This is a genomic window from Lysinibacillus capsici, assembly GCF_003367505.1.
GTDB lineage: Bacteria > Bacillota > Bacilli > Bacillales_A > Planococcaceae > Lysinibacillus > Lysinibacillus capsici.
The window spans coordinates 102,526-116,805 of record NZ_PXXX01000011.1; the positions used below are offsets into that span (position 1 = coordinate 102,526).

The 14,280-nt window shown below is 36.8% G+C and carries 9 protein-coding genes; 6 read left to right on the forward strand and 3 right to left on the reverse strand.

What is annotated here, in order from left to right; genetic code table 11:
- Positions 1-86 precede the first annotated feature (86 nt).
- On the forward strand, positions 87-3,257 hold the full coding sequence (locus C7B89_RS09650) for an ATP-binding cassette domain-containing protein (RefSeq protein WP_115673589.1): 3,171 nt from the start codon (positions 87-89) through the stop codon (positions 3,255-3,257).
- Between the two features lie 144 nt (positions 3,258-3,401).
- Complete coding sequence (locus tag C7B89_RS09655) at positions 3,402-4,352, forward strand: nucleoside hydrolase (protein WP_115673590.1); 951 nt, start codon at positions 3,402-3,404, stop codon at positions 4,350-4,352.
- Here the strand turns inward: C7B89_RS09655 and C7B89_RS09660 are convergent, their stop codons facing one another.
- From C7B89_RS09660 to C7B89_RS09670, 3 genes are read right to left on the reverse strand one after another with little or no spacing between them, the layout of a single operon-like run.
- Positions 4,353-5,477 (reverse strand): Ger(x)C family spore germination protein, encoded by a 1,125-nt coding sequence (locus C7B89_RS09660; protein ID WP_051145733.1) that lies wholly within the window; start codon positions 5,475-5,477, stop codon positions 4,353-4,355.
- On the reverse strand, positions 5,470-6,585 hold the full coding sequence (locus C7B89_RS09665; protein WP_115673591.1) for a GerAB/ArcD/ProY family transporter: 1,116 nt from the start codon (positions 6,583-6,585) through the stop codon (positions 5,470-5,472). Before C7B89_RS09665 ends, C7B89_RS09660 begins: the two co-directional genes overlap by 8 nt.
- A gap of 16 nt (positions 6,586-6,601) precedes the next feature.
- Positions 6,602-8,122, reverse strand: a complete 1,521-nt coding sequence (locus C7B89_RS09670; protein ID WP_115673592.1) for a spore germination protein — start codon at positions 8,120-8,122, stop codon at positions 6,602-6,604.
- 418 nt (positions 8,123-8,540) lie between these two features.
- On the opposite strand from C7B89_RS09670, the gene C7B89_RS09675 reads away from it, so the two are divergent.
- From C7B89_RS09675 to argH, 4 genes are all read left to right on the forward strand, one after another.
- On the forward strand, positions 8,541-9,422 hold the full coding sequence (locus tag C7B89_RS09675) for a GNAT family N-acetyltransferase (protein WP_115673593.1): 882 nt from the start codon (positions 8,541-8,543) through the stop codon (positions 9,420-9,422).
- A 184-nt stretch (positions 9,423-9,606) separates the two neighbouring features.
- On the forward strand, positions 9,607-10,902 hold the full coding sequence (locus tag C7B89_RS09680; protein ID WP_048392800.1) for a helix-turn-helix domain-containing protein: 1,296 nt from the start codon (positions 9,607-9,609) through the stop codon (positions 10,900-10,902).
- 291 nt (positions 10,903-11,193) lie between these two features.
- Positions 11,194-12,765 (forward strand): APC family permease, encoded by a 1,572-nt coding sequence (locus C7B89_RS09685; protein WP_115673594.1) that lies wholly within the window; start codon positions 11,194-11,196, stop codon positions 12,763-12,765.
- A gap of 32 nt (positions 12,766-12,797) precedes the next feature.
- A complete protein-coding gene (gene argH, locus C7B89_RS09690) occupies positions 12,798-14,117 on the forward strand; it encodes an argininosuccinate lyase (protein ID WP_048392798.1) in 1,320 nt (439 codons plus the stop codon).
- Positions 14,118-14,280: the final 163 nt, after the last annotated feature.

Sequence of the window (14,280 nt, forward strand, 5' to 3'; positions counted from 1 at the left end):
CAAGAAGAGCGCAATTCCGTAGCAAGAATTGTGTTCTTTCATGTTCAGTCCCATCTTTTAATTTTCTTAAATGGAAGGATAACTAAATGAAAATTAATGAACTAATTGCCAATAATATTAACCGTCTAGATGTCGTTTTATCCGACGATCAATCTTTAGCCATAGCAGGTTTATCTGGCTCAGGGAAGACGACATTTTGTCAAACGATTGGAGAAGAATCCAAAAAACGTCTTGTTTCTTTATTGCCAAAGGCTGAATATCAATATTTGTTTCCAAACATTATGGAAACGAACTTCAGTGCCATCAAAATGGAGGACATGCCCCTTGTACTTTTTCTAGGAAAATCCTCAATCTCTAGCAATCCACGTTCCACAATTGGTACACATACAGGTGTTTTTAAAGAAATTCGTAATCGACTGGCAGATGAGTTTCAGCTATCGCCAGAGATGTTTTCCTTTAACAATGCGTTAGGTTGGTGTCCTGCATGTAAGGGGCGAGGCACGACAAAAAATGTAGAATGTAAAAAATGTTTGGGTAAGCGCTATAGTCCAGAAGTGGAGCAGTATAAAATCACTTTATGGAATGAACTCTATAGTATTTCTGATATTCATCATTTAAGTATAGAAGCCATCTATTCCTTATCAAAAGAATTAAATATCAGTGAAGAAAAACAGCATATTCTGCATAATATTATGCAAATGAATATTGGCTACTTAACCTTAAATCGTATTATGGGGACTTTATCAGGTGGAGAATTAACAAGGCTGTACTTAGCAGAATTCATGGCAACAAGCGAAAACACCGTGATTATTGTTGATGAAATTTCTGTGGGTCTGGACCATAACACCTTACTAAAAATTTTAGAGCAAATACAACAGCTAGGCGCTAAAAACCAAATTTGGTTGATTGATCATTCTGATACTGTGTTAGACACGGCAGACGAGCATCTATTCTTTGGACCAGGTAGTGGAAAATACGGAGGAAAAATCGTTGAAGAATCTCCACGACCAAAGCCTATTTATTGGGAACGAAATCCAGCAGCACCAACATCCTATTATCAATTCGGAGATTTATATTGCCGTAATATCCAAATGGATGCAATAGACATTCCACAAAATCGACTTGTTACCTTTACAGGAGAGTCTGGTTGTGGGAAATCAACGCTTGTTAATGAGTGTATTGCTAAAGATTTTATCAAACGCTATCCCAAGGATAAACTTGTGATGGTTGGGCAAGATCGTAACCAATCCATTACGAGTCGTTCCACTGTCGCGACATTCCTTGATATTAAAAAGAAACTAACAAAATATAGTGAGGACATTGATGATATTTTCCAACGCTCGATTGAAGATATAATCGATGAACTACCTAATGAGGATATCGCACATAAACGCTTAAGCTTATTGATTAAGCTTGGACTAGGCTACTTAACGCTTGAGAGAAAAACGCAATCTCTATCGACTGGTGAATTCCAATGTGTGCATCTAGTCTCAGAGTTATTTGCCAACGCTCGTAATCCCCATACATTATTTATTTTTGATGAGCCTTCTAAAGGGCTATCTCAGAACATTTTAAACCAATTCATCGATAGTGTCAGGGACATCCTAGAGGATGAATCTATCTCCATCATCATGATTGAGCATAATGCCTATATGCTGGAAAGCTCTGATTTTGTTGTTGACTTCGGTAAAAGACAGCAGGAGCCTGTAACACATCTAAATGTAGTTAGCCATGAAGATTATTTTAATCAGGATAATCATTCAATGGGTTCAACTCCATTACAAATCACATCTACACTCGCATTAAGGCAGGGCATTCAATACTTAGAAGACAACCATATTAGCTATTTCAAAAATGCGGAAAATATATATAAGGGTGGCATCTTAAAAAGCTTATCTTCCATGGCTCGTCTGATTTACGGTGAATATGAATCGAACAAAATTGCCCCAGTTGTTGCCATTGATTTGGAAAGACATTTATATAGCCAATATAGCTTCCTGTATGAAATAGGTGGTCTAATCAATCATATTGTGGCTGCTCATCCAACAAATAAGGATACGAGAAGCTTCGATTTTTATAGCCAAGAAAATCATTGCCCTAGCTGCTCTGGTCGATTGGAAATTGAAAAATTCGATTTTGATCTTGTGGTACAAGACAAAAACGTGCCATTTTGGGACGGCCTACTACATCCCGATATAATGGAGGTTTTAAAATACTATCAACATTCTAAATTAGAATTTCTCTTTGAGCAGATTAAAATAGAGCTGGGTCAGGACATTAGTAAAAGCTATCATGATATGACTGAGGAAGAAAAGCATACATTTTTATATGGTTATTGGGACAAGTCCTTTTATGATAAGGCAACAAAATCCTCGAAAAAGTGGGAGGGCTTTAATTTTATCATTGGTCGTTATATCGTGATTTCAAAATCCATTATTAAAGAGCAAATGAAGGAAACAAGAGAAATGGTACCATGCCCAATTTGTCATGGGACTGTGCTCAACCACCAAAAGAAATTACGATTTGGGGACACAGATATTCGTGACGTAATTCGCCAGCCGCTTGATGAAGTCATCAACATTGTAGGCAACTTACCACAATTAGAAAAAATCAAAGCCATCGTGGGCGGAGACATGTCACTGCTACAGGATGTTTCCTTATTGCCAAGGGAAACACAGGTATCCCTAAAAATGCTGGAATTAGAGCTAGCAAGCTTTGTCGGCTATGAAATCGTACTACAAAACGCTTTTCCTTTTTGGGCCAAAATCAAAGATAATCTAGAGCGCATCAGCCATAAAAATCAAGTGACCATCTGTGATTTTGCCAATATACAGGAGACAAGAGAAACCATCATCGATCAATATTTTACGAATGGTAAATATAAAAAACTAACATATGTATATGAAGCATTTGGCTACAAGAAAATCGTAACCCAAATCAATAAAGTCAAAGCCAGTCATTCCTGTCCATTCTGTAAAGGGAAAAAGGTGCTCTCTGAAGATGGACTGCATGATGGAGTCCATAAATTAACCGTGCCCTGTGTAAGCTGTGGCGCAAGTGGCATTAATGAGGAGGGACGCCAGCAAATCGTTGATGGCATTGATGTGGAAACATGGCTAACTGGTACTGTAAGCGATGTTGTTACAGAGGGCTCCCATCTTGAAGCCGTTGCCAATATTCCTATTTTTAATCGTATACGCGAATTGAATAAGCAGGAAATGATGGCAGTCTATCAGTTCCTCCAATCAAATCACTAAATCATCAAACCCATGTGCTTCGGCATATGGGTTTCTTTCGTTGGACTAGAATTACTCACTCATTTTTCCACAAAAATTCATAATTCGTGTCATCTTTGATTACTATAAAGATAACAGTAATGGTAGTAAAAGGGAGGACATGGTTTGGTAAAAAAAGTGCTGTTATTCGGGGATATTGGCATTGATGATACGGTGGCATTGATCTATGCACGGCTTAATCAAGAAATAGAAATTGTGGGACTCGTTGCAGATTATGGCAATGTATCGCGAGAGGATGCGGTATCCAATATTTATTATGTCATGAAATTGTTCGACTTCCCTCAAGGAATTCCTGTGATTTTAGGAGCAGAAGTACCCTTAACAGGAGAGCAGCCGACCTATTACCCAGAAATTCATGGTGAACGAGGACTTGGACCCATCATTCCAAATGATAATCACGAATTAAAAATTGAGAACTTTTTTGAAATCGTCAACATTATTGAAAAGTATAAGCATGATGAGCTAATTATTGTCAATATTGGGCGATTAACCTCACTAGCCACGATGTTTATCCTTTATAAAGAGCTTATGAAAAATATCAAGGAATTTTATATTATGGGTGGAGCATTTTGGGTGCCAGGTAATGTAACGACAGTGGCTGAAGCGAATTTCCATGGTGATCCCTTTGCCGTTAATATTGTGCTTACCTATGCAACGAATGTGACAATCATCCCTTTAAATGCGACACAAAAGGCCATTGTCACACCTGGGATGGTGGACTATATTGACTCCTTTGGCAAAACAAAAATTCTAAAGCCCTTAATGGAATACTATACACGTTTTTATAAAGAACGGGACCCCTCACTTCTAGGAAGTCCCGTGCATGATGCGTTAACACTAATGGCAGTTATTTATCCTGACATGTTTATTTATGAGTCCTATCCTGTAACCGTTGTCGACAAGTTAGAAGGACCTGCAAGGGGGCAAAGTATTGCCGAGACAAGACCTTATGAAAATAATAATGGCGAAAAAAAGCATCGTATTGCCTTTGATATTCATTATGAACATTTTTTCCAAAACTTTTTATCGGTTATGACAGGGCAACCATTTCACTAGTTATTCAAAAACACCATCTCTTAAAATTGTAAAATCAACATGGACATTTACCTTCATGTCTTTATATATTTTTTGCCATTTATCCTTTGTTAGCTTAGAATGTCTTACTTCGCTTCGATATTTCTCACCAAAGCCAAAGATATCAGACTCAACTTCCTGACTATGAGCAATCACTCTACGTATTTCCTTTGACAATTTTTTCTCGATTGCTTTTTCCAGTGCCGCCACACTTTTTGGGTCCCCTTGATTGATATCAGGGTACACCTCTAATACTCTCGATTTGATTTTGATGTTCAGGTCAAATGTTGGCGTATCCGCATCAACTAACATCATTTCTCGTTTCGACTGGATTGCATCAAAAGCTACCGTTATTTTATTGGCAGGCTTTTGAAGAATTTCGGAAGGTACATCTTCGTTTTCCAGAACGGTTTCATATAAACCTACTTTAAAGGTATCTCTGACAATCTTTACGTAAAAGCTATCTTTTGCTGGAAGGGTACTGACCATTTTGCTGCCTTTAAAAAGTGCTATCCCACTTAATTCCACCAGCTCGTCATCTCTTTTAATAATAGGCATGGCAAATTCTTTTCCAGATGAATAATAATCATGGGCAATTTGATGAAGTGTAGAGGAAATCATATATTCCTGCTTGACATTTTGTTCAATCAACCTAAAAATATGCTGCCCAATATCCTCAATATTTTGATATTCGTATTTCAGTAATGTTTCTGTTTCACCTTCCACAATAGCCATAAAGATTCCATTGCTGACACTAGCATTTTCTAGGTTTGTATCAATATAATAGCGAAGGTCTTTTTTTGCCAATTCCTCTCCAAATAGGATGACTCTCATTTGACCAACCATGATTTTTTTCGAAAGCTTACGATTGGCTTCCATCCGATTTCCTTTACTCGTATCGTTTTCTGTAGACAGAACTTCCACATTGCTTTGAAATTCGGGGTTTACTTCACGAATAACAGCTGTTGTCTTTATTTTATCCTCTGTTCCTACATCATAGCCGACTAAAGTAGTTAATCCAACTTTATCCAAAATATTGGTTTGTGCACATCCATATAAAAAAACAAAGGATAGAAGAATCATCCATCTTCCTCTAAGTTTATTCATTCTTTTTCACCTTCTTTGATGCGAAGTTCTTCTTTAGTCGTGCTATTGGCCAAAGTAAAATAGGGTAGACAAAGATTACGTAAAATGCAATCTGTCCAAACACCGTGTTAATTGTATTAATCTGTGTCCGTGTTTGAACCAATAATGTTCCAATTAAAACGATGAATGAAAAGAGCCAAACAAATGTCTTTTCACTTATCGGGAATAAACGAATTGCTCCGCGGTACGCAGCCCATAAGTATAGACATAGATTCGGTAAAATGATTAGCATCCAAAAACAAACCGCTACAAATTCAAAGCGTTCCATAAAGGGGAAGCTAATAAAACTAAATAATGTCAAGGTTGCCCATATCGTTTTCAATAGCTTGCCCTCACTATAATAAGCAATGGACACCAGCATCACGGCTAAATAGATGATGGTTGTAACTAATAGTCCTAAATGGACAGGTTTTCTGATTTTTTTCTTGTCTTTTACAAAGGGGTAAATCACGTTTAGAATTTCAAAGCCGATAATCGTAAAGGTCATTGATTGTGCCCCTTTTAAAATGGAGCGAATATCATTTTCTAAAATAGGGAGAAGACTATCTACTGTAGCGTATTCCATCGGAAATACTAGCATTGGGAAAATCCATAAGGAGAGAATGATACTAAAAAAAGACACGCCTACAATGACACGAAGCCCTCCCGTAAAGGCATAAATAATAATAATTAATAAAGTTGCGGACAGGAACCAGGTCTCGATGCTAGGAAAAATCCATGCTTGTATAACTTCAATATAATTTCGTAAAACAGAAAAGAACGCTACGGAGCAATAGATGACATAAATTGCATTTAAAAAATTGCCAATCCATTTGCCAAAAATATCAATTTGAATTCCGTAAAGATCATCAGAGCCGTAAATTTCTAACGTTTTAATCATACAAAACGTAACAAGATGTGTGGCAATCCCAGCCAGTAGAACAGAAATCCATGCATCCTGTCTAGCATCCTGATAGATAATGCGTTGAAATCCCTGTATACCAACCCCAATTTGAGCACCGTGTACCACAAAAAAAAGCAAATAAGCATTAATCATATCTTTAGGGCTAAGTTGTATAGGTTTTGCCATTTATTTCACCTTCAGTTCAACTTTTATCAGGTTTCACTGGCTCTGGCACAAATTTATGTTCATCCTTTGGTCTTGTCAAAGCAGGTCTTTTTGATGTTAATGGGACAGGCATTCTAATAATACTATCCCGCATTTCCTTCAACCTCGGTGGATAGAAGGGAGACATATACGGAGCACCCAAGCTTGACTGACGTAACAAATGAATCAGAATAAAACAAAAAGCCAACATGATACCATAAAAACCCCAAAATCCTGCAAGTATAATAATAGGGAAGCGAATAAGACGAATCACATTGCCCATCATATAACTTGGCGACGTAAAAGAGGCTAGAGCACTTAACGCAATGATAATCAGCAATATATTACTGGTAATCCCTGCCTGTACAGCTGCTGTTCCAATAACGATACCACCAACGATACCGATTGTTTGTCCAATTTTAGTTGGTAATCTGGCTCCTGCTTCTCTCAGTAGTTCAATAATAAATTCCAGCAGCAAAGCCTCAAATATGGGCGGGAAAGGAACTAAAGCCCTTGATTCACTTAATGGTACGAGAAAGGCTTGTGGAATCACTTCATAATGAAAGGTAAGAGCTGCCACATAAAATGGTGTTAAATAAACAGATAAAAAGAAGGCAGCCAGTCGTAATAAACGAAGAAAAGTAGCAATTTGCCATCTTAAATTTTGATCTTCTTGACTTTGAAAAAACTCAGTAAATCCTTGAGGGGAAACGATAGCCATTGAACTACCATCTACGAGAACCCCAATTTTCCCATCTAAAATGCCATCACAAAATCTGTCAGGTCTTTCTGTCAATAGCATTTGTGGAAAGACAGATAGTGAATTATCATCAATCATTTCAGCTAATACGGCACTATCGATAAGCTCATCGATATAAAGATCTTTGATTCGTTGACGCATTGTTTGAACCATTTGATCATTGGCAATGCCACGCATATATAGAAGAGAAACAGAGGTACTTGTCCGTGTACCAATTTTTACTTTTTCATTACAAAGATTAGGACTCACTATGTAGCGACGAATCAAGGAAATATTGGTAGATAGACTCTCATTAAATCCAACCTGTGTACCAATTACCTGCGATTCATTCTCAGGCGCTGACAATGCTCTAGACTCTCTGCTAGCGATATTGGCTAAAATAGTCTGCGGGAAGCCACCTATGTGAATCACAACATGACCATTGACCATCAATTCTACGGTTTCCCTTAGTAGACTGGATTGACTGACTTCTGCAATAGAAAGGGCCATTTCAATTGCCTCGGGTGTATCGTGAGGCTTGCTCTGTAAATTAGCAATAATATCATTATTTAAAGTCTGATCATCGATCAAATTATCGATGTAAATAAGGGTGACGTTTGGTGGAAGATATTTAACGATTAAATCTGCCGGATTATTAGTAGCATTTTTAATCGATTGAATAAAATGATCTGTGGCATGTGCAACTCTCACAAGATTTTCTTTAGGCGCCTCTTGAACTGGTTGTTGTTGTTGTTTGTTGAAAGGTAGTTTAAATTTCATAGTAAATGGTAGGCTCCCTTCATTGCTAACTTCGTTTATAGAATAGGCTTTAAAGGGGCATTCTATACTTATTTCAGTTATTTTCATCATGTAGACATATCTAACAAATAACGGTAATATAATAGTAATCTTAAAAACAGAAGGGAGATTAGCTTTTTTATGCTAAAACTAATTATCGCAAATTAAATTCAATGAATTTAATAAAGGGGTTATTCTATAATTTTTTTAAAAATTATAGGGTCTATTTAGTAATGCCCTTTTGCGATAAAAGAGAAGCATAATGATGTCTAATCCACAGTTATATTTTATATAACAAAGGACTCTATGAGCTTGTTCTCATAGGGTCTTTTTCTGTTTTTAGGAGGTGATGATGCCCACAAAAATTAGCGATTGAAACATAAAATAGGAGGGAATAGACGTGGAAAAATATGAATTAGTTAGTGATTATCGTCACAATGAAAAATTAAAGGCAAGTTTTAATGAATTAGCAATGAAAACATTTGGTTTGGATTTTCGAGGCTGGTATAACAAAGGCTATTGGAATGACCAATATATTCCTTACTCATTTGTACAAGCAGGAAAAGTAATTGCGAATGCTTCTATTTATAAGATGTCGATTCGCGTAAATGATGAGCGATTAAAGGGAATTCAGATTGGTACAGTGATGACGGATGAACATTATCGTCATCAAGGCTTGGCAAAGCAGTTGATGCTGCATCTCATGAAAGAGTACGAAGATGCCTGTGATTTCATGTATCTCTTTGCCAATGAAACAGTACTAGATTTTTATCCGAAGTTTGGCTTTACGCGAATCCATGAAAGTGAATACAGCTTAGATCTTACCACAAGACCTATTCAACCAAAGCAGACCAGCGTCCAACAGCTGACAATTGAGCAGAATCTAGCACTTCTTGAAGAGTATGCAAAAAATCGTTATATCCATTCTAGTATGATTGCTGTTGAGGAAAATGAAAGTTTATTAATGTTTTATTTTACGTTAGTTTTCCCTCATGCTATTTACTATTTAGAAGAATTTGACACAATAGTATTAATGGAGGAGGAGGAAGGGGTATTAAATATTTATGATATCATCTCTTTACAGGCAACCAATGCAGAGACTGTATTAGCAAGCATTATTAAGGATACAACAAAAAAAGTAGTATTCTATTTTACACCTGACTTTACAATCGAAGGCTTGACAGCCACCATCACCACAAATGATGACGATGCCTTATTTATTCTCTCGAAAAAGCCCTTCTTTCAAGGGCACTTTATGTTTCCTTTAACATCCCATTGCTAGGTTGGTTTTCCGAAGGCTGTCTCGGAGCGTTGTGAATTAAAGAATGAGCGCGCTTTTGGATAAAATATGTGCGACTTCTGTCACCTTGTCCTTTACCAAAACAGACTTTTTTAATTGACACTATAAATATTGGGCAATTCTCTATAGAATGGTATATATAAAGTAATTTTACTAGGAGGAAATAATGTATACAGTTGGAGTCATTGGCCCTAATTCATCTGTAGAGCGCATCATTCAATTAGGCAAAGAATACGAAATGACTATGAATTTCGTAGCATTTCCCTATCATGATTTTCATGAAACCGTAAATATCGTAAAGGATAATCATCACGCTGTTGATGCATGGTTTTTTTCTGGCCAAATTTCGTATATGGTTGCGAAAAATACGTTACAATCAGGTGAAAACTTAGTTTATATTCAACATACTGAATCCGGCATTTATAAATGTCTATTGCATATGGGCTTTTATCAGGGAGAATTTTTGAACAAGGTAAGCATTGATGAAATCACGACTTCACACTTGGAGCAAGCCGTCAAACAGCTAGATTTTGCGCCTAAAGAAATCTATGTGAAAACCTTTGATGTAAATACCAGTACAAAAGAATTAATGGATTTTCATATCGACTTATGGAATCAACAAAAAACAGCAGGTGCTTTGACTTGCTTTGAAGCTGTTTATCGCGGGCTGAAAGAGGCAGGTGTCCCTGCTTATCACATTTCCACTACAGATATGGAAATCCGCCAAACATTACGAATACTGGAAGAAAAACTCAGAGCCTTCTATTTTAAGGATACACAGATCGGTGTGCAAATTATCGAAATCGAACATTTTGATAAAATCTCTGAAAAAGCGAAGAGCTCCTATCATTTACAGTATTTAGAATTAAAATTGAAGGAAACGTTATTGCGATTTTGTGAGCAACTAGATGGCTCCTTGTTAGAAAAAGGAAATGGCCGCTATATCATTTTTAGTTCGAGAGGAGCCATTGAACGAAAAATCAAGGATTTACAGGATACCATCTATCAGCTATCACATGAATCCCATACAACAGTCACTGTCGGAATTGGCTATGGGGTAACTGTTCACTCTGCGGAAATCAATGCGCAGCGAGCCATCCAGCTCTCCAAGGAGAAATCGGAGCAACCAATCGTGATTGTCCAAGAAAATGGAACGATTACTGAATCGGCTGGTGAAGAAGATGAAGTGAGTTTTTCATACCGTATTAATGATGACATTTTATTAGAGAAATTAAAAAAAGCAAAAATTAGTTTAAAAAATTACAGTAAATTATACACACTTATTAAAAAAATGAATTGGCAGGAATTCACCATTAAAGATTTAGCAGCACATCTCTATTGGGATGAAAGTAATGCTAGACGCATTTTAGCTAGTTTATGTGAGGTTGATCTCGTCGAATACACAGGGAAAGACGCACAAATATCCAGAGGACGACCAAGTAAAATTTATCGTTTGAAATAACCATCTAAGTGAGATGGTTATTTTTTTTGTAAAAAAGTGTTGAAAAATTCAAACGATTAAAATAAAATCATTTTAAGGTAAACACCTTTTAATAACCTTTAATTAATGGTGCATGAAAAATGTGTGCAATGTTTCATCATCTAGAAAGGAGCACAATCTATATTAGTCACCTACACTACATTGCACTGCAGAGTAAAATATGTAAATTTTTTCTGTCAAAACGTCATTTTATTGAAGCATCCAAATTAAAAGGGTCATACCAATATTCTCTTTTCAGAGAGGGGAACATTCATGAGTCAAGAACAATATTTGAAAAAGAAAATGGGGTTTTGGTCACTTACAACATTATCTCTAGGGGGAATAATAGGATCTAGTTGGCTCTTTGGACCATGGGTAGCTGCTAAATTAGCAGGCCCGGCAGCCATACTTTCTTGGATTATTGGTGCGTTTGTTATCACACTCATAGCGCTTGTTTATGCTGAATTAGGAAGAGTAAAACCTGAAACAGGAGGCCTAGCAAGATATCCGCTTTATTCTCACGGAAAAATGCTTGCTACCGTTACTAGTTATTCAATCTGGTTTGGCTATTGTGCTACAGCTCCCGTAGAATCATCCGGTGTTATTCAATATGCCAATCAGTTTTGGCCAGGGTTATATGATGTAGCAAAAGAACAACTAACAACATCAGGTATTCTTGCAGCGATGGTTTTAATGATATTCTTTGTTGTTTTCAATTATTTTGGGGTGAAATTATTCGCAGTCACGAACAATATCATTACAACAATTAAGTTTATAGTCCCTGTACTAACAATCATTGCATTTTTTATGACAGGCTTTCATCCAGAGAATTTTTCAAGCCAAGGATTTGCACCAAGTGGCTATAGCGCTGGTTTAAGTGCCATTTTAACAACCGGAATATTTTTTGCTTATACTGGGTTTGGCAACGTCATCATGATGAGTGGGGAAGTCGTCAACCCTAGAAGAAATATTCCACTTGCCCTCATTACATCATTAGGTGTTGCGGCAGTATTATATGTGTTACTTCAAATTACATTTATCGGCGCAGTTCCAACAGAAATGTTAGCGAATGGTTGGAGTGGCATTAAATTTGATTCACCATTTGCTAATTTAGCAATGATGGCTAATATGGTTTGGCTATCTTGGATTATTACAGCTGATGCGATGGTTTCGCCAACAGGTTCAGCTCTTACTTATACAGCTGGTACGTCAAGACATGTATTTGGTATGGCGAAAAGTGGATTCCTACCATCTTATTTTGGAACAATTAATAAAAAATTCGGTGTTCCAACACGTGCACTTGCACTCAATTTCCTAGTAGGATTATTATTTTTATTCCCACTGAAAAGCTGGACAGCTATCGTTGCGATTGTAGGAGCTATCGGTATTTTTAAATATGCTTCAGCATGTGTAACGGTTATGGTTTTCCGTAGAGTAGGTCTGACAAAAAATAATGGGCTACCTGGTATGCAATTCATTGCACCAATGGCATTCGTTTTTGCCACACTGCTTATTTATTGGACAAATTGGAGTAAGGTACAGCTAGCCATTACTGGATTAATAATAGGTATTGTTTGTTATTTAGTAATTTTCTTTATTCAAAAACACCAATCAGTTGAATTTTTTGGTGGTATCTACATTATTATTTATATTTTAATGCTTGTATTGATGTCTTTCTTAGGGAATTTCGGTGGGAAAGGTATCATTCCTGACCCTTATATGTCCGTAATTGTCGCTATATTTGGCTTAGCCTTTTACTATTTTGCTGTTTACAATGGTGTCTGGTATATGCGTAAAAGAGGAAATATTGAGGAATTACAGGAAAGCATTTCTGAAATATCATAACGTTTAATAGATTGATTGAAGGAGAATGAATGATGAAGCTTTGGGGCGGTCGCTTTAGAAAAGAAGAAAACAAATTAATGGAAGATTTCAATAGTTCATTAAAGGTGGATCAAAGACTTTACAAAGAAGATATTAAAGGCAGTATTGCCCATGTCCATATGCTAGTACAATGCAATTTATTGACTGAGAGGGAAGGACAAGATATTGAGAATGCACTTCTTTCCATTTTAGAGGATATTGATAATGGCACATTACAAATTGAAGGAAATTATGAAGATATTCATAGTTTCGTAGAGTCGAATTTGACTCAACGGATCGGTGACACAGGGAAAAAACTTCATACAGCGAGAAGTCGTAATGACCAAGTAGCAACAGATATTAGACTTTATGCAAAAAACAAGGCGTTTGAGGTGATTGCCTCAATTGAAGCGTTACAACAGAGCTTAGAACAAAAAGCAAAAGACAATAACGTTATGATGCCAGGATACACACATCTTCAACGTGCGCAGGTTGTAACGTTTCAACATCATTTGATGGCTTATTATCATATGTTAAACCGCGATAAAAAAAGAATTGTGAAAGCGATAGAAATTATGAACGAAAGCCCGCTTGGATGTGGAGCATTAGCAGGAACTACTCATGCGATTAACCGTGAGATGACAGCTAATGAGCTAGGCTTCTCTAAGCCTGTAGATAATTTCTTAGATGGCGTAAGTGATCGCGACTATTTATTAGAGCTAATGTCAGATTTTTCAATCATTATGATGCATTTAAGTAGATTAAGTGAAGAGCTCATTTTGTGGAGTAGTCAAGAGTTTAGATTTATTACGATTGATGATGCCTATTCTACTGGCAGCAGTATTATGCCACAGAAGAAAAACCCTGATGCCGCTGAGCTGATACGAGGCAAAACAGGACGTGTATATGGTTCACTGACTTCACTCTTAACAACAATGAAGGGCTTACCACTTGCTTACAATAAAGATATGCAAGAAGATAAGGAGCCATTTTTCGATGCATTGGACACCGTATTATCTTGTCTACAAATTATGTCAAAAATGATTGCTACGATGAAGGTGAACAGTGAAAACATGAAAAAAGCAGTCAAAGGAGGTTTTCTGAATGCAACAGAGGTCGCTGATTATTTAGTGAGCAAAGGCGTTGCGTTCAGAGATGCACACAGCATCGTGGGTTCTATCGTTATTTATTGTGAAGATCATGACAAAGCCATTGAAGATTTAACAATGGATGAATTGAAAGAATTAAGTTCGTTCATCGATGACGATATCTATGACTATATTGACTATCAAAATATTTTAAATAAGGGGATTAAAGTAGGTTTATTATTATAATGAAGCAGGGAAAACGACTTTGTTGAAATGCATGACGGGCTTCTAGGGTGGAAAAAAGGCAAGGCATTCATTGAGGATGTGCCACTTAAGCAACGGAAACGAATCGGTTATGTCCCACAAGATCATAAAAGGTAGCAGAAATTGAAGACAAACACATTGTTCA

Coding starts and splice junctions, on each gene's coding strand:
- C7B89_RS09650 (WP_115673589.1), top strand. CDS start 87: ATGAAAATTAATGAACTAATTGCCAATAATATTAACCGTCTAGATGTC.
- C7B89_RS09660 (WP_051145733.1), bottom strand. CDS start 5,477: ATGAATAAACTTAGAGGAAGATGGATGATTCTTCTATCCTTTGTTTTT.
- C7B89_RS09665 (WP_115673591.1), bottom strand. CDS start 6,585: ATGGCAAAACCTATACAACTTAGCCCTAAAGATATGATTAATGCTTAT.
- C7B89_RS09670 (WP_115673592.1), bottom strand. CDS start 8,122: ATGAAATTTAAACTACCTTTCAACAAACAACAACAACAACCAGTTCAA.
- C7B89_RS09680 (WP_048392800.1), top strand. CDS start 9,607: ATGTATACAGTTGGAGTCATTGGCCCTAATTCATCTGTAGAGCGCATC.
- C7B89_RS09685 (WP_115673594.1), top strand. CDS start 11,194: ATGAGTCAAGAACAATATTTGAAAAAGAAAATGGGGTTTTGGTCACTT.
- argH (WP_048392798.1), top strand. CDS start 12,798: ATGAAGCTTTGGGGCGGTCGCTTTAGAAAAGAAGAAAACAAATTAATG.